At 40.7% G+C, this 23,400-nt stretch carries 17 protein-coding genes; 11 read left to right on the plus strand and 6 right to left on the minus strand.

Annotation, left to right across the window (positions count from 1 at the left end; translation table 11 throughout):
* The first annotated feature begins 65 nt into the window (after positions 1 to 65).
* On the plus strand, positions 66 to 1,718 hold the full coding sequence (locus tag BLS33_RS07265) for a solute:sodium symporter family transporter (protein ID WP_089886810.1): 1,653 nt from the start codon (positions 66 to 68) through the stop codon (positions 1,716 to 1,718).
* Between the two features lie 94 nt (positions 1,719 to 1,812).
* Here the strand turns inward: BLS33_RS07265 and xylA are convergent, their stop codons facing one another.
* The 4 genes from xylA to BLS33_RS07285 all read right to left on the minus strand — a co-directional run bounded on the left by xylA (position 1,813) and on the right by BLS33_RS07285 (position 9,553).
* Entirely contained in the window at positions 1,813 to 3,138 is a 1,326-nt protein-coding gene (gene xylA / locus BLS33_RS07270) for a xylose isomerase (protein ID WP_089886811.1), read from the minus strand.
* 104 nt (positions 3,139 to 3,242) lie between these two features.
* Positions 3,243 to 4,727 carry a xylulokinase gene (locus tag BLS33_RS07275; RefSeq protein WP_089886812.1) on the minus strand — a complete coding sequence of 495 codons (1,485 nt, stop codon included), beginning with the start codon at positions 4,725 to 4,727 and terminating at the stop codon, positions 3,243 to 3,245.
* A 118-nt stretch (positions 4,728 to 4,845) separates the two neighbouring features.
* The gene (locus tag BLS33_RS07280; protein WP_089886813.1) at positions 4,846 to 6,420 is read right to left on the minus strand and encodes a RagB/SusD family nutrient uptake outer membrane protein; all 1,575 of its coding nucleotides are present in this window, start codon (positions 6,418 to 6,420) and stop codon (positions 4,846 to 4,848) included.
* Positions 6,421 to 6,430: 10 nt separating this feature from the next.
* Complete coding sequence (locus BLS33_RS07285) at positions 6,431 to 9,553, minus strand: SusC/RagA family TonB-linked outer membrane protein (RefSeq protein ID WP_089886814.1); 3,123 nt, start codon at positions 9,551 to 9,553, stop codon at positions 6,431 to 6,433.
* Positions 9,554 to 9,912: 359 nt separating this feature from the next.
* On the opposite strand from BLS33_RS07285, the gene BLS33_RS07290 reads away from it, so the two are divergent.
* From BLS33_RS07290 to BLS33_RS07320, 7 genes are all read left to right on the plus strand, one after another.
* The gene (locus BLS33_RS07290) at positions 9,913 to 10,938 is read left to right on the plus strand and encodes a LacI family DNA-binding transcriptional regulator (RefSeq protein ID WP_089886815.1); all 1,026 of its coding nucleotides are present in this window, start codon (positions 9,913 to 9,915) and stop codon (positions 10,936 to 10,938) included.
* A gap of 67 nt (positions 10,939 to 11,005) precedes the next feature.
* The gene (gene pgmB / locus BLS33_RS07295) at positions 11,006 to 11,671 is read left to right on the plus strand and encodes a beta-phosphoglucomutase (protein ID WP_089886816.1); all 666 of its coding nucleotides are present in this window, start codon (positions 11,006 to 11,008) and stop codon (positions 11,669 to 11,671) included.
* A 127-nt stretch (positions 11,672 to 11,798) separates the two neighbouring features.
* On the plus strand, positions 11,799 to 14,114 hold the full coding sequence (locus BLS33_RS07300; protein ID WP_089886817.1) for a glycoside hydrolase family 65 protein: 2,316 nt from the start codon (positions 11,799 to 11,801) through the stop codon (positions 14,112 to 14,114).
* A 92-nt stretch (positions 14,115 to 14,206) separates the two neighbouring features.
* A complete protein-coding gene (locus tag BLS33_RS07305) occupies positions 14,207 to 15,997 on the plus strand; it encodes an alpha-amylase family protein (RefSeq protein WP_089886818.1) in 1,791 nt (596 codons plus the stop codon).
* Positions 15,998 to 16,082: 85 nt separating this feature from the next.
* Positions 16,083 to 17,546, plus strand: a complete 1,464-nt coding sequence (locus BLS33_RS07310) for a hypothetical protein (protein ID WP_143017584.1) — start codon at positions 16,083 to 16,085, stop codon at positions 17,544 to 17,546.
* 277 nt (positions 17,547 to 17,823) lie between these two features.
* Positions 17,824 to 18,573: a glycerophosphodiester phosphodiesterase gene (locus BLS33_RS07315; protein WP_245731315.1), complete on the plus strand. Its 750-nt coding sequence runs from the start codon at positions 17,824 to 17,826 to the stop codon at positions 18,571 to 18,573.
* Positions 18,573 to 19,859: a BaiN/RdsA family NAD(P)/FAD-dependent oxidoreductase gene (locus BLS33_RS07320; protein ID WP_089886820.1), complete on the plus strand. Its 1,287-nt coding sequence runs from the start codon at positions 18,573 to 18,575 to the stop codon at positions 19,857 to 19,859. The genes BLS33_RS07315 and BLS33_RS07320 overlap by 1 nt, the downstream gene beginning before the upstream one ends.
* A gap of 22 nt (positions 19,860 to 19,881) precedes the next feature.
* On the opposite strand, the gene BLS33_RS07325 is transcribed toward BLS33_RS07320, so the two are convergent.
* Positions 19,882 to 20,733, minus strand: coding sequence for a glycoside hydrolase family 16 protein (locus BLS33_RS07325; protein WP_089886821.1), 852 nt, complete (start codon positions 20,731 to 20,733; stop codon positions 19,882 to 19,884).
* 140 nt (positions 20,734 to 20,873) lie between these two features.
* On the opposite strand from BLS33_RS07325, the gene BLS33_RS07330 reads away from it, so the two are divergent.
* A complete protein-coding gene (locus BLS33_RS07330; RefSeq protein ID WP_245731317.1) occupies positions 20,874 to 21,419 on the plus strand; it encodes a DUF1697 domain-containing protein in 546 nt (181 codons plus the stop codon).
* Positions 21,420 to 21,489: 70 nt separating this feature from the next.
* Here the strand turns inward: BLS33_RS07330 and BLS33_RS07335 are convergent, their stop codons facing one another.
* Positions 21,490 to 22,341, minus strand: a complete 852-nt coding sequence (locus BLS33_RS07335; protein ID WP_089886823.1) for an AraC family transcriptional regulator — start codon at positions 22,339 to 22,341, stop codon at positions 21,490 to 21,492.
* Between the two features lie 89 nt (positions 22,342 to 22,430).
* Between BLS33_RS07335 and BLS33_RS07340 the strand changes: the two genes are divergently transcribed.
* Both BLS33_RS07340 and BLS33_RS07345 read left to right on the plus strand, forming a co-directional pair.
* On the plus strand, positions 22,431 to 23,150 hold the full coding sequence (locus tag BLS33_RS07340) for a phytanoyl-CoA dioxygenase family protein (protein WP_089886824.1): 720 nt from the start codon (positions 22,431 to 22,433) through the stop codon (positions 23,148 to 23,150).
* Positions 23,150 to 23,353, plus strand: a complete 204-nt coding sequence (locus BLS33_RS07345; RefSeq protein ID WP_089886826.1) for a hypothetical protein — start codon at positions 23,150 to 23,152, stop codon at positions 23,351 to 23,353. Before BLS33_RS07340 ends, BLS33_RS07345 begins: the two co-directional genes overlap by 1 nt.
* Positions 23,354 to 23,400: the final 47 nt, after the last annotated feature.

The raw sequence follows: 23,400 nt of genomic DNA on the forward strand, positions 1-23,400 counted from the left end.
GATTATTTATTTTTTAGCAAATAATCCGATATATTTAGCGACTATTATCAACCCAACTATATATTATGTTAGGAATTATCTCCTTTGTAGGCTTTACCTTGTTGGTGGCCGTAATCTCATATTTAGCAACCCGAAAAACAGATGAAAATTCTTCCGATGGTTATTTTTTGGGTGGTAGGAGTCTGACAGCACCCGTTATCGCTGGATCTTTATTGTTGACCAACCTTTCTACAGAGCAAATAGTAGGTCTTAATGGCCAGTCGTATACCGAGGGTATCGTTGTAATGGCTTGGGAAACCTTGGCAGCCATTGCCATGGTGGTCACTGCAATTTTCTTGCTGCCCAGATATCTTAAGGGGGGAATAACGACCGTACCGCAGTTTTTAAAGGATAGATACGATGTAACGACCAAAACACTTACCTCGGCTTTATTTCTAACGGGTTATGTAGTGGTGCTCCTTCCTACTATCTTGTATTCCGGCGCCTTGGCGATTAGCACCATGTTCGATATACCTGCCATGTTGGATGTTTCTGGCACCGCTGCCTTAGTGATATGTATTTGGGGTATTGGTATTATAGGCTCTATTTATGCTGTATTTGGAGGATTAAAGGCGGTTGCTGTTTCAGATACCATTAATGCTATAGGTCTTTTGATTGGAGGGTTGTTGATACCTATATTTGGTTTAATGGCTATCGGTGACGGAAGTGTTTTTGGTGGGCTGAGTGTTCTTTATGAGGCCAATCCTGAAAAATTTGATTCAACCGGAGACATCACCAATAGTGTTCCTTTTTCAACCCTGTTCACGGGAATGATGCTTATTAATTTATTCTATTGGGGCACCAACCAACAAATAATTCAACGGGCGCTAGGCGCAAAGAACTTGGCGGAAGGCCAGAAAGGACTTTTACTTGCCTCGTTCATTAAGATTTTAGGGCCGCTTATCGTTGTGCTCCCGGGTATCATTGCTTTTCATTATTTTAAAGGAGGTCTTGAGATGCCTGATCAAGCCTACCCCGCATTGGTGAATGCCGTATTGCCGAAGTACTTCGTAGGATTCTTTGTGGCAGTATTGTTCGGAGCCATTCTAAGTTCATTTAATAGCGTGTTAAATAGTTCCGTAACCCTTTTCGGGCTCGATATCTATAAACAACACGTCAATCCGGAAGCATCTGAAAGAACCGTTGTTAAATATGGTAAAATTTTTGGTATCGTTCTAGCCATCGGCGCTATGCTTATTGCTCCGCTCATTGCAAATGCCGGTAGTTTGTTTGAATATCTACAGGAGGTAAACGGAATATACAGTATTCCCATTTTTACTATTATAGTAGTCGGCTATTTGACAAAAAGGGTTCCTGCTATAGCAGCTAAAATCGGAATTATTTCAGGATCGGTACTTTATATCATCAGTCAGTTTGTATTGAAACCCAATTTAGTCGAAAGTGCTTTGGAGAAAGCGGCCGCTGCCGGAGTTACCGATGAGCGTGCATTGGCGCTTGTAGAGGCCAAGGCATACCCACATTTTATACACGTAATGGCTATTTTGTTTGTTTTGAACATGGTCATCATGTTGGTTATTGGGAAGATATGGCCGAATAAAGAACCTTTTGAATTGAAATATACAGAGCAAGTGTCTATTGAGCCCTATAAATATGTAAAACAAGTTGGTCTTCTTGTATGTGCTATTGTTATTGGGTTGTATGTATATTTCGCCCGGTAATTAATTTATATATTAGATATAGAAAAACCCGTTCAGATGTATCTGAGCGGGCTTTTTTATAGTTGCCGATCATTTTAATGGGCGAAGATGTAATTTAGATGTATTGGTTAATGATATTTTCAAAGAGCTCTTGTTTGCCACTTTGAAGTTCAAGTTCACCATTATCTTTGGCAATTTGATATAGATCGGTAAAATCCAATTTTCCATCTTCAAAATCTTTTCCTTTTCCTGAATCGAAAGAACTATAGCGTTTCTCGCGTAGTGCGTCGTATTGTGATGACGAAATGATTTTGTCAGCTACTAAAAGTCCTCGTGCAAAGATGTCGACTCCGCCGATATGGGCATGAAAAACATCGTCCATGTCAGTGGAGTTCCTACGGATTTTTGCGTCAAAATTAATACCTCCTCCTTGAAGTCCGCCGGCCTTTAAAAAGGTTATCATGGCCTCGGTCACTTCGGTTATGTTGTTCGGGAACTGGTCGGTGTCCCAGCCGTTCTGGTAATCACCACGGTTCGCATCAAGACTTCCAAGCATGCCATGCGAAGCTGCAACCTCCATTTCGTGCTGCATGGTATGGTTTGCCAATGTAGCATGGTTGAACTCCAAGTTTAGTTTAAAATCGTCTTGAAGTCCATATTGATGCAGAAAGCCTGCAACCGTAGCAGAATCGAAATCGTATTGGTGTTTCATGGGTTCCATGGGTTTTGGCTCGATAAAGAAATTTCCTTTAAAGCCTTGTGCCCTTGCGTAATCACGGGCCATGCCCAAGAATCTTCCCATGTGGTCCAATTCTTTTTTAATGTTGGTGTTCAATAGCGACATATAGCCTTCGCGGCCTCCCCAGAATACATAGTTTTCACCATCTAGGGCCATAGTAGCGTCCAGGGCTAATTTTATTTGTCCACCGGCGCGTGCCAATACATTGAAATCAGGATTTGTGGAAGCACCGTTCATATATCGGGGATTGGAGAAGCAATTGGCCGTACCCCACAATAACTTGACACCTGATTCCGATTGTTTTCCTTTAATATAATCTACAATGGTGGCAAGCCTTTTTTCTGATTCGGCAAAAGTGGAAGCTTCTTGGATCAAGTCAAAATCGTGGAAACAGAAATAATCGAAGCCCATTTTGGTGATGAATTCAAAAGCGGCATCGGCCTTTTCTTTGGCTGCTGCCACGGCGTCGGAGGGTTGGTCCCAAGGGAAATTTTGCGTTCCCGGGCCGAAAGGATCGGCACCCTGGCCACAGAAAGTATGCCAATAGGCTACCGCAAACTTAAAATGCTCGCGCATAGTTTTTCCTGCGACCACTTGTTCGGGATTATAGTATTTATATGCCAATGGATTGTCTGAATCCTTTCCTTCATACTTTATTTCTCCGATACCTTTGAAATACTCTTTATTTCCTATTAATGCCATTGTTTTGGGTATTAAGTTAAATTAAGTTGTTTATTATTGTGAGTTTTTGTTTTACTGATTTTGATAGTTGAACTCGTTTCTGCTAATTACCGCTTGCACTGGTTTTATTTGCTTTCTAATAATATTTCTAACGCTTTTTTCCAATCATTATAAGCATTTTGATAAGGCTCTTTCTCTTTGATGGGTTTAAAGCCCATCACATAATCGTTTTCCATGATTTGTTTGCCGAACGCTTCAAAATTGCCGGTATGCAATTCGCAGGCCCTTGCCGCCCCTATGGCTCCGGTCGTGTTGTAAATTTCGATTTCTTGACCGATAAGGGTTGCAATCGTATTTGAAAAAATATCGGAGCGAAATAAATTGTCGTTGCCGGCCCGTATCACTTTAGGGGCGATACCATCCGATTTCATTATTTCCATTCCGTACACAAAGGAAAAGGCGATGCCTTCAAGGGCGGCGCGACAAAGATGGGCTTTGGTATGATTGTTTAGATTGATATTGGATAGCTGCGTGCCCAAAGTTTTGTTGTTCAGCATTCGCTCTGCTCCGTTGCCAAACGGTAGAATGGTGACCCCGTCCGAACCGATAGGTACTGAGGCTGCCAATTGATTCATCTCGTCGTACGAAGTAACATCCAAATTATTCAAGAGCCAACGGTACTGTATGCCCGATCCATTAATACACAACAATTTTCCAATACGTGGGTTTGAAGGCGAATAATTGACGTGCGCAAAATTATTTACCCGTGAACTTTCCTTTACCGAAAGATTCTCTGTTATGGCATAAACTACTCCTGAAGTGCCCCCTGTAGCCGCGACTTCGCCGGGGTTAAAAACATTAAGCGATAGGGCGTTGTTCGGTTGGTCGCCGGCACGGTATAGAATTGGTGTTCCTTCGGCAAGTCCTGATTCAGCAGCTCCCTGCGCCGATACCTTGCCTTGTACCGAAAAAGTGTCGACGGTTTCAGGTACCATACTAGGATTTATCTGGTAATATTCCAACAACCAATCGGCGATAGTATTTTTTTTGAAATCCCAGAAAATACCTTCGGAAAGACCGGAAATAGTAGAACATATTTTGTTGCTAAGGCGATAGGCAATATAATCGCCAGGTAACATAAATTTATCTATTTTATCATATACTTTTGACTCATTTTCTTTGACCCATTTGAGCTTCGAGGCCGTAAAGTTGGCAGGGGAGTTTAATAATTGAGAAGCGCACTTGTCATTTCCAAGTTCATCAAAAGCATCTTGGCCTATTTCAACGGCTCTGCTGTCACACCAAATAATAGAATTCCGTAGCGGTATGCCTTCCTTGTCGACGACTACCAGTCCGTGCATTTGATATGAAATTCCTATTCCCGAAATATCGGAAGCAGTTATATTATTCTTTTCAATAAGAGTTTTGGTGGCATCACAAATATGTTTCCACCAATCGGCAGGGTCTTGTTCCGCCCAGCCATTCTTAAGGGCAATCATTTCCATTTCGACATCTGGCTTGCTCACGACATCGACGCTTTTTCCCGTACGCGTCTCTACCAAGGCCGCTTTTATAGAAGAACTACCAATATCATAACCTATAGAATACATAGTGTCGAATATAAAATTAAAAGGGTTCAATATATTGTTTTTATAAGGATATGGCAAGATATCGGATATAAAAAAAGACCGCGAAAGCGGTCTTTTTACGGTATTAAAAATAAAATTATTAGTATCCTGGGTTCTGTACCAAATTCGGGTTCGAAAGTAATGCAGTTTCAGGAATAGGAAACAGGTTCATGTTAGGGTCTCCATCAACTTCTTTAAGCGACCATGGGGCGGTAAATTGACCGAATCGAACAAGGTCATTTCTCCTCCAAAATTCAATATAAAGCTCCCGGCCTCTTTCGGCCAAAAGTTCAGCCTCCGTAACACTAGGCAGGTCTGGGGTATCTACCCGAGACTGTCTTAATTGGTTTACCATAGCAGTTGGGTCCTGATCCATACGCATCATGGCTTCTGCTTTCATTAAGTGTGCATCGGCGTATCGAAAAAGAATTTGGTGTTTTCTAAATGAATTGTTCTGGTTTTCGGCATCGGTAGGATCAAAAGGATGATATTTTAGCAACCTCATCCCCGTTTCTTCACCATTTCCAACTATAGCCGGTATCTCCTTGGTGAAACTTAAGGGTGCTCCCTGTCTGTTTTTCAAGGGAGTTCCATCAGAATCGTACTGCTGTCCGATTAGAAAACCGCGCCCTATTCCTAAGTTCTGGGCATTGGCAGTAGTGGCATCGGGTACCCAACCTCTGCGTTCTTCTTGGTCATCACCTACATAATTGCTGTTCGGGGCCCCTTCAAAGGTGTCGTAGAATTCGGCCAAAGTAGAAAAGCCGTTCCATCCTCCACCTGTATTATCTGGGGAGTTTTGGTTGTAATGCAAGGAATTGTAAATTCTTGCCGCCACTTCACTCGTTGTGAAAAAGATGGTTTCTGAGTCATCGGTGGGCTCAAATATTTGAAAATACCCCTCTTGAATCGCAAAACCCTGTGCTGCTATGGCATCAACTGCGTCGATTACCTTTTGCATATCGGCACTGTCTGCTGTTCCACTTCCATTATAGATATGGGCATTCAAATATAATTTGGCCAATAAAAAATTTGCAGCCGTTTTGGTTGCCTTACCTGTGTTGGCCACTCCTGGACTACCCTCGGGCAAGCCGGTCATCGCTTCTTGTAAGTCTGTCATGATGAAATTATAAGCTTCGGTCCTGGATAGTACAGTAGGGTTGACATCTGGCCCCTCGTCTACTTGACGGAAAGGAACCGACCCGAAAAGATCCATAACAAAAAACATGTTGAAGGCCCTAAGAAACTTGGCTTCGGCCAGTACCTGAGCATCGGGGTTGCTTTCGATTATCTCAGATGCCCGAAAGACATTCTGGTTCAAATTATTCCATGCATTTTTTACAAATAAGTGGGAAGAGGTCCATGTATGGGTATGCAATTGTCTCCAGACGCCATTATCGCCCCAGTCAGTTCCCCTTGTAGGAATTAACAATTCGTCCGTAGTAACCTCTTCAAGGGCATACATATTTTCTTGGGTCTGAAAATCAGATCCCACTTTATTGTAAAGATCGTTCAAGGATGATGTTGGGTCTGCAATTCCTGAAAACCCACCGTCGCCTGCATCTTCACTAATAATCGAGTCTGTTTCTTCAATTTCCAAGTTGGTACATGACGCTAGGCACAGTACCAGAAGAACCGAGGAAATAAAAGGTTTGATTAATATTTCTAGTTTCATTATATTTTTTTTAAAAAGTTATATTTATTCCTAAGGTATAGGTCCTCGGTCTTGGAAAAGAACTATAGTCTATTCCTGCAATTGGCAAACCGTTGAGAAGAGCCGCACTTGCGGGCGATACACTGACCTCGGGGTCAAGTCCGCTATAATCGGTGATTACAAAAAGATTCTGCCCGTTTAAACTCAATCGCATAGATTTAAATCCTGTATTCTCAGAAAGCTTTACATTGTAACCAATGGAAGCTGTTTGGAGCCTAACAAAATCTCCTTTTTCCAAAAACCGTGTAGAAACCGAGGCTTCCGCAAAACGGCTCTCTTCACCGGCCAGATCAACAACATTCTGAGTGACGTTATTTCCACTGCCGATAGCGCCACCTGTGAAAAAGGCATTGGCCGTATTGTTATAAATATAATTGCCAAATTGCCCGTTAAAATAAAGTGAGGCATCCCAGTTTTTATAACTGGCATTGGTAGAGAATCCTCCTGTTATGTCGGGAAGAGCACTTTTTCCAACGAATTTTTGGTTATCTGTTCCTCCTTCGTGAACAGGGTTGCCATTTTCATCAAAACCAATAAACTCACGCAGGTAAAAAGAGAACAAGGGTTGACCGGAAGCCAAGCGTTGGGCAAATGCATTTGATAATCCAGCGCCACGAATGGTTCCTGCCGCAATTTGTCCGTCAAAATCTTGAATTTCATTTTTGTTGTAGGCTACATTAAAACCGGCACTCCAGTTAAAGTCTTCACCTTGGGCCAAATCATAATTCAATGCGAATTCAATACCTTGATTCAGTACAAGGGCATCTAGATTTTGAAAAAAGGTGGGTTGGGGCGAGGGTTGGGCAGATTCGATATTTAATAATAAATCACGAGTCTCTTTGCGATAAAGATCTACACTACCGTTCAAGCGGTCATTGGCAAATCCAAAATCCAAACCAACGGTATATTGTGTGGTAGATTCCCATTTAAGGTCGGGGTTGGCAAATTCTACCGCAGTCAGACCGGGTATGTTTATCTCACCGCCGTCACTGATGTTGGGATCTCCATTGATAGCTGTTGAATATCGTTCCCGACGAACAAATCTTCCATATCCCAAACCATCTTGGTTTCCTGTAATTCCATAACTGAGCCGGAGTTTTAAGGTAGATATGGCATCACCGCCTATAAAGTCTTCTTCGTTTATTTTCCAGGCAAATGCCGCAGAAGGAAAGACACCATATCTGTTGTTCGATCCAAAACGGGATGAACCATCGGCTCTCACGGTTGCGGTAAATAGGTACTTATTATATAGTGTATAGTTCAAACGGGCAAAAAACGATTGCAATTCGTCCGTAGTATCAAAAGTGTTTGTGAAAACAGATTTAACCGGAATAGTGACTTGACCGAGCATATCGGTTTTAGTGGTGGGGAAAAGACGATTCACGAACAAATCGGCATCAGCATCATAACCGTATTGTTGGTATGATCCGTCAATTTTAGATTCGAGGATGTCTGCTGAATGCGATAAATCTTTTGGCATTTGGTTGAGGTTTATCGAACTGTAGCCCCAGCCCTCGACATTTCGACCACTTGTGTTGAAATCTTGATAAGAAAATCCACCGAGTGCGTCCAACACAGAATTGTCAAATTCTTTTTTATAATTAAGGGTAACTTCCAGTAGGCGGTTCTCATTGTTCAAATCGTTCAAAGCACCCCTTCCGTTTTCACCTGCACCGCGAGAAACATTAAATGATTTCCCTGAAAGCGAGGCTTCCCGAGTAGATTCCGATTTATCGTAGCCTACCGTAACTTTTGCTGTTAGGTCATCAATGATGTCATAATCTGCAGAGAAGTTGATTAAAAATCGATTTGTGCTGGTCAAACTTTGCCAGTTCTGTAACAAGTTCAGCGCATTGATGCGGTCTCCTGGGTTAAAGTTTGGAGAAGCGGGCCAAGTGGGGTTCGCCGAATAGGCAGCGCCCAACATATCACCCGTAGATCCGGCACTACCACTCAATGGAGGCGCTTCATCGTTTACCCGTGAAATAGTACTCTGAACGTTCAGTCGCAATTTATCTTGCAACAAGCGTTGCGTAAGGTTGATACGACCGGTGATACGTTCTTGTGAGGATTTTTCTACAACCCCGAATTGTTTACCATAGTTAAAAGTAGCTCTTACGTTTCCTGAGCCATAATTTTGCGAATAGGCCAAGTTGTTGTTGGTCGATTCCGAATTTCGTGTTACCAATGACTGCCAATCGGTGTCATTACCAAAATCAGAGGCTTGGCCACCAAACGCCTGTACGGCAGAAAGAAATTGCTGTCTATTAAGCAAATCAAATTCATTTGCAGGTGATGACATACTAAAATCGGATGAAAACTCCCATGTACCTCCTTGTCCGCCTGCTTTACCACTTTTGGTAGTAATGATGACAACTCCATTGGCTCCTCTAGAACCATATATGGCCGTTGCCGAAGCATCTTTTAAAACACTCATGCTCTCGATATCACTGGGATTCAAGAAACTTAAAGGGTTTCGCGCAGAACTGGATCCCATGCCTATATCAGTACCTTCCGAAGAAGTATCGCCTGAAGGTAAAGGCACGCCATCGACCACGAATAATGGGTTGTTGTTTGATCGCACAGAAGAAGTACCGCGTATTCTAATAGCGACACCAGATCCTGGTTCACCACTGCCTTGCGAGATTTGAACACCTGCCGTCTTACCCTGAATTAATTGTTCGGGGGAAGAGATAACGCCTTGGTTGAAATCTTCTGAGGTTACCGAGGCTACAGATCCTGTGGCGTCTTTTATGGTAGTTGTACCATATCCTATAATGACGACTTCGTCCAATGCTTGGGCATCCTCTTCCAGGGTAACATCGATTGTCGGCTGTCCGCCTACAGGAATTTCTACGGTCTTGTAACCAATATAGCTGAATACTAAAGTAGCGTTATCACCAATATCGGTGAGTGTGTAAATCCCATCAAAGTCGGTCTGGGCTCCGTTGGTGGTTCCTTTTACCACAACGCTAGCACCAGGTAAGGGGCCAGATGCATCGGAAACTGTTCCCGATACGTCTTGAGCCTGTGAAAGTCCGAAGCATAAGAAAACTCCGACCATAAACAGGCCTTTTAATTGTTTGATTTTCATGAATAGTTGTTTTTAAGTTGAGTTTAATAATTAAAAATATGCAAAAAAAACATCAGTTGTTAGCAAAATTCTTGAAAGATAGTCACGCAAACGGTTTCGTGTTGATAACTTCGTGAAAATGAGATAATATCAAATTATCTTATGTCATTTTATAATATTCGTAACTATAGGGTTGGATAATGACGATTTTCTGTATGTTCGTAAATATAGCATTTTTTTATTTTCTTTCAATTATTGATGTATTGGATTACTTTTATTTGGCGTTGATAAAAAAGTTTGATTTAATTGGTATTGATCTTTATGATATTTAACTTCACTTTATTAAGAACTGATATCAATTATTACTTAGATAAATACTTTTGAAAAGAAAAATCACTTTGAAACATATCGCGCGAGAACTTGATGTTTCTATCTCTACCGTTTCAAAAGCACTGAAAAACAGTGAAGAGATAAGTGCAGATACAAAAGAAAAAATTCAGGCTTTTGCCAAATTTTATAACTATAAGCCTAATAATATTGCAGTAAGTCTAAAAAATAAGAGTACCAAGAATATCGGGGTTGTTATACCTGATATCGTACATCATTTTTTTACAACCGTATTTAGGGGGATTGAGCTCTACGCAAATGCCAAAGGATATAATGTGATTGCCTGTGTTTCCGATGAATCTTTTGCGAAAGAAGTGTTGTCAATGGAAATGTTGTCCAATGGCAGTGTTGATGGTTTTATAATGTCATTGTCTGCAGAAACCCAGCAAAAAAATGACTTTAACCATTTAAAAGAGGTGACAGCACAAGGTATACCCTTGGTGCTTTTTGACCGTGTCACTGATGACATTAAATGTGATAAAGTAATTTTAAACGATAAGGAAATCGCTTATGAGGCCGTAACAAAATTTATTGATGGTGGCCGACGACGAATAGCTTTAGTCACAACTGAGAGTTATTTCAATGTGAGTGAAAAGAGATCGGAGGGCTATAAAGCTGCGCACCTAGACCATGGTATACCAGTCAATGAAGATTTATGCTTAATACTTCATCATAAGGAAATCAACTTGCAAGCCATCAAAATTTTTTTTGAAAAGCAACAAATTGATGCGGTACTCTGCGTTAACGAGCTATTTGCCGTGCAGTGTATGGGTGTTGCCCTGAAAATGGGCTTTCAAATTCCCGAAGACATTTCATTCATTGGCTTTACAGACGGCATTCTCTCCCAGAACGCTCAACCAGCACTTACCACTGTTGCGCAACACGGAGAAAAAATGGGTGCTGTCGCTGCTGAGCTATTGATAAATAGGGTTGAGGACGATTCGCAGGAAGAATCAATAAACTACCTGACCGAAATTATCGAGGCTACGTTGATCGAAAGAGACTCTACCATCAATTAAAATCGTATTAGTTTTACGATTGTAAAGTAATAATCACATTAAATTTAATCTTAACTATAAAATCCGAATGAATAAAACAGGATTTATTTTTGATCTCGACGGGGTAATTGTCGATACGGCCAAGTATCATTTTCTGGCATGGAAAAAGCTGGCAGATGAACTAGGTATTGACTTTACTGAAAAGGATAATGAACGATTCAAAGGAGTAAGCCGCAAACGTTGTTTGGAGATTTTATTGGAAATGGGCGGCATAAAAGCCACTGAAGAACAGTTCAGTGCTTGGCTTGTTGAAAAAAACGAAGATTATTTGGCTTACATTGATGCTATGGATGAATCGGAAATTTTGCCTGATGTGCCAAAAGTCTTAAAATATCTGAAAAACCTCAAAATACCTATGGCATTAGGTTCCGCCAGTAAAAATGCACGGTCCATTTTAGAAAAGGTAAACTTATTGTCGTATTTTGATACCCTTGTCGATGGAAATAGTGTGACTAAAGCTAAGCCAGACCCTGAGGTGTTTCAGATAGCCGCAGAAAGACTGGGCGTCAAGCCCGAAAATTGCGTGGTTTTCGAAGACGCACTTGCGGGAATCGAAGCGGCCAATAGGGCAGGAATGATCAGTATCGGTATCGGCGAGGCCAATGTTTTGACAGCGGCCAGATTTAACTTTGTAGATTTTACCGAGATAGATTCCGAATTTCTTAATAATTTAATCCATCGGAACATAAAGTAGGGGATGCTATCTTGTTGAAGAATACAGAATAATCCAGAATTTTAAAAATATGGGCCACTGCATTGTTCTTCAGAAACTATTAAAAGTCGATAAACCATATTAAGAATAACCACGAAAACACCAAAAAATGAATCAAGATTATATACAGCCCGACCAATGGTCTATAATTGAAGAAGGATTTTCAAAGGAAATGGTAAAGTCTTCCGAAAGCCTTTTCAGTATTGGAAATGGAGCAATGGGGCAACGTGCCAATTTCGAGGAACAATACTCGGGGCCAACCTTTCAAGGCAGTTATATCGGTGGGGTTTATTACCCGGATAAGACTCGTGTAGGCTGGTGGAAGAACGGGTATCCCGAATACTTCGCCAAAGTATTGAATGCTCCGAATTGGATAGGTGTCGACGTTTTTATAAACGGAGACCCTCTTGATTTGAATACATGCAAAAAAGTGGAAGATTTTCGGCGGGAACTCAATATGAAAGAAGGGTGGTACCAACGAAGTTTCAAGGCCACCTTACCTTCAGATATACAAGTTAATATTAAGGCTACCCGATTTTTGAGTTTGGATATCGATGAGGTCGGAGCTATAGAATATCAGGTTACCTCCGTCGATGCTGACATAGACGTGAAATTTGTTCCGTATCTCGATAGTGGTATAACGAACGAAGATTCTAATTGGGACGATAAATTTTGGAATACGACAAACGTCATTTCCGAGGGTAACCAAGCCTTCATTGAGTCGCATACCATGAAGACCAACTTTGCCATATGCACTTTTATGCAGTCACAATTGATGTATAAAGGTGAAACTGTGGAACAAAATCCTTCGGAAACTAAAAAGGAACTGTGGGTGGGCCATGGGTATTCACAAAAAGTAGGAAAAGGTGAAACCGTAACGCTTCATAAGTTCGGGGGTTATACGGTTTCTTTGAACCATAAACCTGAGGGGTTGGTCCAAGCGGCCAAAGCGGTGCTAAAAAAAGCTTCCGATCTAGGTTTCGAAGCACTTTTAAACCAGCAGAAGAAAGCATGGGCCCAGATTTGGGAGATGAGTGATATCGCCATCGAGGGCGACATTAAGGCACAGCAGGGTATCCGCTTTAATATTTTTCAGTTGAACCAGACCTATTTAGGCACTGATTCGCGATTGAACATCGGTCCGAAAGGATTTACAGGCGAAAAGTATGGCGGAAGTACGTATTGGGATACGGAAGCCTATTGCCTCCCATTTTATATGGCCACCAAAGATCAACAGGTAGCCAGAAAATTATTAAAATATAGGTACAACCATTTAGAGAAGGCTATCGAGAATGCAGCAAAACTTGGTTTTTCAAACGGGGCCGCATTGTATCCCATGGTTACGATGAACGGCGAGGAGTGCCATAATGAGTGGGAGATTACTTTTGAGGAAATACATAGAAATGGTGCTATCGCTTTTGCGATATATAATTACTATCGCTTTACGGGCGATTACAGTTACATTCCTGAAATGGGATTGGAAGTGCTCATCGGTATTTCCCGTTTTTGGCAACAACGCGCTACTTTTTCAAAGCAAAAGAACAAGTATGTGATTTTGGGTGTAACGGGCCCTAATGAATATGAGAATAACGTCAACAATAATTTCTATACCAATTATCTAAGTAGGTGGTGCATAAATTATACGCTGGAAGAGCTGCAAAAAGTTAAGGAAGGTTTTAAGGAAGATTATGATCGAATTGTCGGGGTAACCAAATTGACAGATGCAGAAACGGATGCTTGGAAAAATGTAGCTGATAATATGTATTTTCCGTTTTCGGAGGAAGAGGATATTTATCTTCAACAAGATGGTTTTTTAGACAAAGAATTGATTACCGTCGCCGATTTACCAAAATCGCAACGTCCTATTAACCAGAAATGGAGCTGGGATCGTATTTTGCGTTCTCCCTATATCAAACAAGCGGACACGCTTCAGGGGTTTTATGTCTTTGAAAGCGATTTTACAAACGAGGAACATCAACGACATTTCGATTTCTACGAACCCTTTACGGTGCATGAATCTTCTTTATCCCCTTGTGTTCATTGCATACTAGCTGCCAAGTTGAACCGTATGGAACAGGCTTACCAATTTTATTTGCGTACGTCACGATTGGATCTTGATGATTACAATAAAGAAGTTGAAGAAGGACTGCATATCACCTCAATGGCCGGTACATGGATGAGTATTGTCGAAGGTTTTGGAGGTATGCGTGTCATAGATGATAAACTCTCCTTTACCCCTCGAATTCCTGAACAGTGGAAGGCCTATTCCTTTAAAGTCAATTTTAGGCATTGTATATTAAAAGTGACGATCAATGCTTCAGAAGTTAAATTTGAATTGGAGGGCGATGATGATGTTGCAGTTCTAGTTAACAGTGAGCGCGTTGCAATCACCCCATCTAAAACAGTCACAGTAAAAATTAAATAGACTTTTTGATTTTTTTTGAAAGTATATATGGTTGTACGTTGTGGAAGAATGGTTAACTGGGTGGGTAAATAAGAAAGAATCTAACACAGGGTATGAAAGTAAAGGGAAATGAGAAAGTACGGAAAGAGGTGGTCTACCATGTCTTTACCCGACTTTTTGGCAATACAAATACCACGAATAAACCCTGGGGCACTTTGCAAGAGAACGGCGTTGGTAAATTCAATGATTTTACCGATCAGGCGTTACAAGCCATCAAAGACCTTGGGGTAACCTACATTTGGTATACTGGGGTTCCCCATCACGCATTGATTGCAGATTATACGAATTACGGAATTTCTAACGATGATCCCGATGTGGTTAAAGGTCGTGCCGGCTCTCCGTATGCCGTAAAAGACTACTACAATGTGAATCCTGATTTGGCCGAAAATCCTGAAAACAGATTAGTGGAGTTCAAAGCGCTGATTGAGCGCACCCATAAGGCAGGTCTAAAGTTGCTCATCGATATTGTACCCAACCACGTAGCTAGAAATTATGAGGGCAATACGACGCCCGAAGGTTTTGAGGCGTTTGGTGCTTCTGATGACACGAATGTGGAGTACAAACGCGACAATAACTTTTATTATGTTCCGAATACTGCTTTCAAAGTTCCTGAATGGCAAAATGGCTATCAACCTTTGGGAGGTGAAAATCACCCAATGGCAGATGGTAAGTTTGATGAATTTCCGGCCAAATGGACGGGAAATGGTTCCCGTTCGCCACAACCAGATGTTAATGATTGGTATGAGACCGTAAAGGTGAATTATGGCGTGCGCCCAGATGGTACATGCGATTTTGATTTACTTCCAGCAGGCTTTGAGGATAAGAACTATGAAGAACATTACAAATTCTGGTCAGAAAAAGATGTGCCGAATTCTTGGGTCAAATTCAAGGATATTGCATTGTATTGGATAAATATGGGCGTTGATGGCTTTCGTTTTGATATGGCCGAGATGGTTCCTGTTGAATTCTGGAGCTATATGAACTCCAATATCAAAATAAAAAATCCGAGTGCATTCTTATTAGCAGAGGTGTATAATCCTGATTTGTACCGTGATTTTATCCATAGGGGAAAAATGGATTATTTATATGATAAGGTAGAGCTCTATGATTCGCTGAAACATATTATGCAAGGTCATGGGTGGACGGACCACATTCCAAAAGTACAAGAAGGGTTGCATGACATTGAACACCATATGCTGCACTTTTTAGAAAATCATGATGAACAGCGTATTGCAAGTCCTGAATTTGCCGGCGATGCTCAAAAAGGAAAACCGGCGATGGTAGTTTCCGCTACAATTAGTACGTCACCGACGATGATTTATTTCGGACAAGAAGTAGGAGAACCAGCCGCTGAGAAGGCAGGCTTTGGATCCCCGAGCAGAACATCGATATTCGACTATATTGGTGTGCCCCATCATCAAAGATGGTTAAATGATAAAAAATTTGACGGAGGCCAATTGGCGGAAAATGAGAAAGAACTCCGTGATTTTTATAGCCGCTTACTGAATTTCACCATTAACAGTGAAGCCCTAATGGGCGAGTATCAAGATATTCATTTTTACAATAGGGAACATACCGAGTACTACAATCATCATGTGTTATCTTATGTGCGTTGGTGTGCAAATGAAAAATTAATCGTCATTGCCAACTTTGATGCAAATGACCGATTCGGTTTTAATTTACAGCTGCCTTCCGAGATTATTGAAAAGTGGAAGTTGAAAGATGGAGAACATCAAATGACCGATACGCTGTATGGGAGTGGACATGCCTTAAAAGTGCAAAACGGCATAGGCCAATTTAGAGTCGATATTGCGCCTTTGGAGTCTTTTATATTTAAATTGTAAGCACATTTCCTTTTTGTCGTACTTCATGCAAGAGGATTTTTCTGCAATACTTAATTTACAATCATTAAAAAATTTTCAAATAACTATGAAAAATATTCTACTGGCACTAACTGTGGTTTTAATAGGGCTTCATATGCAGGCGCAGACCAGTGATGGCCCATTACGTGTACATCCTGAAAACGGACGCTATTTTACCGATAATTCGGGTAAAGCTATTTATTTAACAGGCTCGCATACCTGGGCAAATTTTCAAGAAAGTAGAATGCCGAATGCCCCTCTTTTCGATTATGAGGGCTATTTAAAAATGATGAAGGGCAACAATCACAATTTTATGCGTCAGTGGACATGGGAACACGCCAGAAAAGCTTCTTGGACGACTGATGATGTCGTTTTTTCACCATTGCCCTACAAAACGGTGAAGAATAAAGGAAAAGAGCGTTATGATGTATCGCAATGGAACGAAAAATATTTCGAACGCCTTCGCACTCGCATAAAAGAAGCAGGGGATATGGGCATTTATGTTTCTGTAATGCTTTTTCAAGGTTGGAGCCAGAACAGGTTAGATACACCCGGTAGTGATCCATGGGATTATCATCCGCTCAATCCAATCAATAATATAAATGGCGTAGGAAAATCAGTAAGGAACAATGGTTTTGACGATGAAGCCATGGGTACACTGCATTCGATGAACAATGGCGATGTACTCAAACATCAAGAAGCCTACGTCAAAAAAGTAATTGAAACCGTAAACGATCTTGATAATGTGCTATATGAGATATTAAATGAAGGTGGAACAAAAAAATGGCAATACCATATGGTGAATTTGGTAAAAGAAATAGAAAAATCAATGCCCAAACAGCACCCTGTAGGGATGACACATTCGGTTGTTGTAAGTCCGCCAATGTTTAATTCTGATTTATGGGAGAGTCCCGCCGATTGGATATCACCCACTCCAGAGCCAATTTCATGGATGTACAAGGGTACCAATTTCGTTGAAGATTATAAGAATGACCCTCCAGCGAATTCTGGTAAGAAAGTGGTTATTCTTGATACCGATCATTTGGGAGGCCACTGGGGCACTTACAGCTGGGCCTGGAAATCCTTTGTCCGCGGTCATAACCCTATTTTTATGGATTCGTGGGAACCATTGGCCGGAAACTATGATAGAAAGAGAAGTCCCGACATATTTTACATAGGCGGAATGACAAAAAACGACGCAGATCACCCCGATTATGAACCTTTGCGAAAGAATATGGGCTACATTCTCCAGTTGGCCAACCGTGTCGATTTGGCAAAAATGACACCACAAAACGAACTCAGTTCTACGAGGTTCTGTCTTGCCAATCCTGGCCAGGAGTACGTGGTATACCTTCCCGAGGGTACTGCCACATTAGATTTGAGAGAGACTGAAGCGGAGTATGTGGTAGAATGGTTCATTCCGATATTGAATCGTACCATAATTGGTACAGAAACTTTAAAAGGCGGTAGTTTTAGGGCTCTTGTAGCTCCGTTCACGGGCGATTCGGTTCTATATTTGAAAAAGCTATAAAGGTATCACCTCGCTATTCTTATCCATTTTCGAAGGCGCAAATGTTACTTTGGGTTATTCAATGACCTCCGTTCATGCCGTGTTTTATGCAAAATGCACAGCAACCTTTATCGATCAAATCATGGTGTCTTCCGAAAGTGGGACAAATCTCTTGTGGAAATTTGAGTATTGGACCAAATTTCAAAACTGTATTTTAGTATATTTGGCTTCCATAGAAGTAAAGGGCTTCTATGAAAAGCAGCTACGCTGCGCAATCATTCCGTTTAAAAAATTATATATGACTAAAAGGTTATTTCTCATTGCCATTTCAATAGTAACACTATCAAGCTGTATGGAAAAAAATAATCCGCTAATCATAGGCCATCGGGGCGCTATGGGCCACGAAACAGAAAATACCTTGGCCTCGATTCAAAAGGCAATGGATTTGGGTGCAGACATGGTAGAAATCGATGTATTTAAAATCCAGAGCGGTGAAATCGTAGTCTTTCATGATGGTGAAGTAGATCGTTTAACAGATGGAACGGGGAAGATAGAGGCTTATGATTGGGAAGGCTTGCAGAAATTAACATTAGAAGGCGGACATAAGATTCCAACTTTGCAGCAAGTGCTTGACGTTATTGATGGAAAGATTATGCTTAATATAGAATTGAAAGGTGCGAACACAGCAGAGCCGACGAACCAAATTGTACAAGAATATTGCACCTCGAAAGGATGGAACCTTGATGGTTTTGTGATTTCAAGTTTTAAATGGGATGAACTTAAAACCATGAGAAAGGTTGATGGTAAAATTCCGATTGCCATACTTATTGGCAAAAATCCGCTAGAGGCTGTTTCTATAGGGAAAGAACTTAATGCAGTGGCCATAAACCCCGCTTTTAAGGGGTTAACCGCCGAGAATGTAGCTCAAATGAAAGCTGAAGGTTTTAAGATATATCCGTGGACGGTAAACGAAGCTGATGATATCGCTTTGATGAAAAGCTTCGGCGTTGATGGTATTATCACCAATTTTCCGGAAAGGGTACATTGATGTTCGACGTTGCTATCATTGGCGGTGGCGCAGCAGGATTTTATGCAGCTGTTCATGCTGCCGAGGCCAATCCTAAGTTGAAAATTGTCATTTTCGAAAAGGGAAAGGAAGTGCTTTTAAAGGTAAAAGTTTCGGGTGGTGGAAGGTGCAATGTTACACATGCCGAGTTTAACCCCCATGAATTGGCCAAAAACTATCCCCGTGGCGAAAAAGAACTATTAGGGCCATTTCACACCCATTTTAGTGGCGATACCGTTGCCTTTTTTGAAGAGAAGGGCATTCCTCTAAAAATTGAGGAAGATGGTAGAATGTTTCCTGTTTCCAATTCCTCACAAACCATAATAGATTTTTTTCTGAGCGAAGCAGATCGCCTGGGTATTAAGGTAATGCGTCATAGTGCTGTGACCAATATCGAACCTGTTTGTTCTGAAAATGGAATAAAGACGTGGCAGATAACCTCGATTAAAAGTACCTATCAAGCCAAGAAAGTATTAATTGCTACAGGTAGTAGTCCCAAAATATGGGGCTTATTGAAAAAGTTGGGGCATACCATCGTATCTCCTGTACCCTCATTGTTTACGTTTAATATCGATGACGAACGAATTAATGGGATACCAGGAATAAGTGCCAATGCCAAAATCGATGTTTTGGCAAAACCTCGGAACAATACTAAAGTTACGGTAAAACTAAAAAGCGAACTGGCTACAGAAAAACCTATTCTCACGTCTGAAGGTCCTCTTTTGGTAACACATTGGGGTATGAGCGGACCCGCAGTATTGAAGTTGTCTGCCTGGGGGGCAAACATACTGAACGAATGCAATTATCAATTTTTCATTAAGGTGAATTGGTTGCCGGATTATCATGAAAATGGAGTTTTTGATCTCTTATTGGAGATAAAGGAGATAGAACGGAAAAAAACTATTTTAAGAACCAAGGCGGTTGACCTGCCTAGGCGATTATGGACCAATCTGGTTCGGGCTTCCGGTATTCCTTCAGATATGAAATGGGCCGATGTACCTAAAGAGAAACTACAGCAATTGGCGGGCCAGTTAACCGACTGTAAGTTCAAGGTCGACGGTAAAAGTACCTTCAAGGAAGAATTTGTTACCGCAGGGGGTGTCGATTTAAAGGAAGTCAATTTTAAGACTTACGAAAGTAAAATACTGCCAGGTCTATATTTTGCGGGAGAGGTGATTAATGTGGATGCCATTACGGGTGGCTTCAATTTTCAAAATGCCTGGACCGGAGGCTATATTGCTGCCAAGGCCATAGCTGAAGAGCGTTAAATAATTAGCGCAAAGAATTCTACTATTTTTTTTGATATACCCGTACGTAGTCTACAACCATTTGCTGTGGAAAAATGTAATCATCGATACCTTGCTGACCTCCCCATGACCCGCCGATGGCTATGTTCAATTTTAGGTGAAACGGTTGGTCAAATGGCCATTCGTCCGTCGTTTTGTTTGTGTTTTGAAAATTATGGTAAACTTTGCCATCGACAATAAAATCAATATTTTCAGAGGTCCATTCAATGGCATACGTGTGAAAATCAACATAGGGATTTGCTATGAAAACTGGTTTTCCCACTTCCGTTCCTATGGTATGATTAAAAGCTTTGGTATGAACCGTACCAAAGATGGAATCTTTATTAAAGCCCACATGTTCCATGATATCAATTTCACCACATTCTGGCCAGCCAATATCTTTACAGTTTTTGCCCAACATCCAAATGGCGGGCCAAACACCAACGCCTTTTGGCAGTTTTGCCTTAACTTCAATTTTACCATAAGTCCAATTCGCCAAGTTTTCAGTGGTTATACTTGCTGAACTGTAATTTGCGAATTCTTGGTTCTCTTGCCATTTTTCTGATTCTACATTTTTGAATAAAGGGTTTTTAATTTTTTCCTTGTGGGCCTCTAGGATTAGAAATCCGTTTTCGACCCGTACATTTTTTATGTTATCGGTATAAAATTGTAGTTCTTTGTTTCGTTGAAATCCATATTCATGACCCCATTTGGTCGTGTCAAGTTTCCCTGAATATTCAAACTCGTCTTCCCAAACCAGTTCATATTCATCTATCGATTCTTTTTGTTCACTATCATTTTCACTTTTACAAGAAATGAAGAGACATAAATAAAGTAAGATTGCGTAGAGCTCCATTATATTTGATTTCAAAGGGGTCCATATGTTGAAAGTATAAAAACGAATGTTATTTAAGAAAGGATAAAGCGAAATCAAAGGAATTTTAGGTCAACTTGATAGATACCCTTATTTTTAATTTTAAATCGGGAAGAACTCAAATGATGAAGTCATATATCACATTATTGCGAGGCATAAACGTAGGTGGTAGGAAGAAAATAAAAATGGACGATTTGCGTCAATTGTTGACGCAGATTGGCTTTGAAGATGTAGTGACCTATATTCAAAGTGGTAATGTTGTTTTGAAGAGCAATGAAAAGACCCTCGGTGTTTTAGAAAAAATGATTGCCACTGCGATACGCAATACATATGATTTTGATGTCCCCATTTTGGTAAAATCAAAGGAAGAAATTCAAGAAATCCTTGAAAACAATCCTTTTGACAATGCTGAAGACCTTGAGGCCAATAGAATTTACTTTGTACTTTTGGGGGAAGTTCCTAGAAGTGATTTGGTCGAAGCATTAATGCAAGAGACTTTCGCCAACGAGAAATTCAGCATCACTGATAATTGTGTTTATTTATGTTGTGACAAGGGCTACGGCAAGGCCAAATGCGACAATAATTTTTTCGAAAGAAAATTAAAAGTGGCGGCGACCACTAGAAACTATCGAACGATGACCAAGCTTTTAGAAATGTCTCAAGTTTAGGGGGCTGGAGAAATGGCTGTCCATGTCCCACGACGTACTTCGATATAGAATACAATTTCTATTGCAAATCTTAGTGTCTTGATCCTATATAAGATTTTGGAGTTAGACCCGTGTACTTTTTGAACGTTGTAGCAAAGTATTGCGATGAACTAAAACCCAATTCAAAAGCCACTTCCGTTATGGTAGGTCTATTTAAGAGCAGGGCTTTAGAATGTTCTATTTTAATTCGGTTGACATATTCTTTCGGGGTAATACCTGCCTTTGTTCGAAACCAAGTCTTAAAATACCCGGTTGAAATCTTAAGGATTGCCGCAAGCTCATCCACATAAATTATTCGATGCATATTCTTATAAATGTACTCATCTATGAGGGCAAATCTTTTACTTCTAAAAGTAGATTGACTTTTCTCACTCAACTCAATTGTAGTAAGCAAAATTTGAAGAACAAGGTGATTTGCTTTAATCTGGTTCATGACCGTAGTGAAGTCATCCAATTGCCCCATTAACTTTTCTAGATATACCTTAACGTGCAGGGCTCCTTTGATTATCACTCCCGTGGTTTTTAAGAGTTGCTTCATTAAAATGTTGGATTGATCGTAAGTCAAGTTGCAAAGGGCCTCACTACTGTTGTCTAAATTAATTTGAAGCCAAAAAAGTTCTCCTTTATCCTCCGGAAAATCCCCGGTGCCATGATTTGTATTCGAGGGCACTATGAGAATATCGTTCCCGCTCAATTGATATAGTTTGTCGTCAACTAAATAATGTTGCTTTCCTTTGATACAAAAACACAGTTCAGTACTATTCTGGTGCACATGTGTTTCCAGTTTGGGCTGTACAGAGGTGTAGCGGTAGTAACCGAAATCGAGACCACGGGTTATACCGTAGTCGGGCAAGTAGTAAACTATCCGATTGGTTTTGTTCATTTTGTACAAAAAAGTAAGGTAGTTTAATTTTAGTAGACAAGTGTATTGATTATTTTCAACTTTGTAGCTTTAAAAGTTATAATTGGGTTATGAACGAATTAAAAAAACAGTTTTGCGAACAAGGGTATACAAAACTCGAAGCTTTTCTTTCTTCTGATGAGGCCAAGGAACTTAGATCGATTTACGATGCTTTATTAAGTGACAAGCAAAGAACATTGCATTTAAGAAGCGATCTGGCTGGCGGCACCGATGAAAATAGGGTCGAGCGAATTACGCAGATTATGCGTCCCAGTTTGATTGAGAAACAATTGTTGACACATAGTGCGTACAAAAAAGCGCTGAATTTGGTAAAGAATATTTTGGGAGATGATATGGAACTCGACTTTGATATGTTGATTAACAAAGCTCCCCATACGAATACACCGACACCTTGGCATCAAGATGCAGCTTATTGGATCAATTTGCCCGACAAGAGAGCCGTGAGTTGTTGGATAGCTCTTGACAAAGTATATGAAGAGAATGGCTGTATGTGGTTTTTACCTGTAACAGACCAAAAGGTTTTAGAACACCGAAATTTGCCTAACGGAGGTGCACTGTATTGTAATGTGGAGACATCGAACGCTGTAGCAGTACCCTTAGAGATTGGAGGTTGTACTTTTCATGACGGATTTACATTGCATTTCAGTAAGGGGAACAGTACCACAAGTCAAAGAAGAGCCTTGATATTAAATTTCCGCCCAAAAAAAATGATTGCTTTGGAAAGAGCACAAGGCATGGACCATACCGGTGTAAGAAAGAAACGTAGCTGATGGTATTAAAATTTATTTCCCCAATATGGGGCAGTGCCCATTTAAATTTGAACGATTTTTTGAAGACGCCAAAGAACGCAAAGAACGCCGGTTATGTGGGGATAGAAACAGATTTGCCGATTGATAAGAACGCAAAGCAAGAAATCGTTGAAATGGTCTCAGACCATGGTCTAGAAATAGTTGCAGAACATTGGGAAACATAGTATCAGAATACTATGCGTAAAGCAAAGGGTGCTTTTCTCTTTCTGAT

Origin of the sequence: Kriegella aquimaris, assembly GCF_900103215.1 — a bacterium.
GTDB classification, from domain to species: Bacteria; Bacteroidota; Bacteroidia; order Flavobacteriales; family Flavobacteriaceae; genus Kriegella; species Kriegella aquimaris.

What these genes read in the sequence shown, in the direction of transcription:
- BLS33_RS07280 (WP_089886813.1), bottom strand. Translation starts at nt 6,420, where the DNA reads ATGAAACTAGAAATATTAATCAAACCTTTTATTTCCTCGGTTCTTCTG.
- pgmB (WP_089886816.1), top strand. Translation starts at nt 11,006, where the DNA reads ATGAATAAAACAGGATTTATTTTTGATCTCGACGGGGTAATTGTCGAT.
- BLS33_RS07265 (WP_089886810.1), top strand. Translation starts at nt 66, where the DNA reads ATGTTAGGAATTATCTCCTTTGTAGGCTTTACCTTGTTGGTGGCCGTA.
- BLS33_RS07285 (WP_089886814.1), bottom strand. Translation starts at nt 9,553, where the DNA reads ATGAAAATCAAACAATTAAAAGGCCTGTTTATGGTCGGAGTTTTCTTA.
- BLS33_RS07340 (WP_089886824.1), top strand. Translation starts at nt 22,431, where the DNA reads ATGAACGAATTAAAAAAACAGTTTTGCGAACAAGGGTATACAAAACTC.
- BLS33_RS07330 (WP_245731317.1), top strand. Translation starts at nt 20,874, where the DNA reads ATGATGAAGTCATATATCACATTATTGCGAGGCATAAACGTAGGTGGT.
- BLS33_RS07320 (WP_089886820.1), top strand. Translation starts at nt 18,573, where the DNA reads ATGTTCGACGTTGCTATCATTGGCGGTGGCGCAGCAGGATTTTATGCA.
- BLS33_RS07325 (WP_089886821.1), bottom strand. Translation starts at nt 20,733, where the DNA reads ATGGAGCTCTACGCAATCTTACTTTATTTATGTCTCTTCATTTCTTGT.
- BLS33_RS07335 (WP_089886823.1), bottom strand. Translation starts at nt 22,341, where the DNA reads ATGAACAAAACCAATCGGATAGTTTACTACTTGCCCGACTACGGTATA.
- BLS33_RS07315 (WP_245731315.1), top strand. Translation starts at nt 17,824, where the DNA reads ATGACTAAAAGGTTATTTCTCATTGCCATTTCAATAGTAACACTATCA.
- BLS33_RS07275 (WP_089886812.1), bottom strand. Translation starts at nt 4,727, where the DNA reads ATGTATTCTATAGGTTATGATATTGGTAGTTCTTCTATAAAAGCGGCC.
- xylA (WP_089886811.1), bottom strand. Translation starts at nt 3,138, where the DNA reads ATGGCATTAATAGGAAATAAAGAGTATTTCAAAGGTATCGGAGAAATA.
- BLS33_RS07345 (WP_089886826.1), top strand. Translation starts at nt 23,150, where the DNA reads ATGGTATTAAAATTTATTTCCCCAATATGGGGCAGTGCCCATTTAAAT.
- BLS33_RS07305 (WP_089886818.1), top strand. Translation starts at nt 14,207, where the DNA reads ATGAAAGTAAAGGGAAATGAGAAAGTACGGAAAGAGGTGGTCTACCAT.
- BLS33_RS07300 (WP_089886817.1), top strand. Translation starts at nt 11,799, where the DNA reads ATGAATCAAGATTATATACAGCCCGACCAATGGTCTATAATTGAAGAA.
- BLS33_RS07310 (WP_143017584.1), top strand. Translation starts at nt 16,083, where the DNA reads ATGAAAAATATTCTACTGGCACTAACTGTGGTTTTAATAGGGCTTCAT.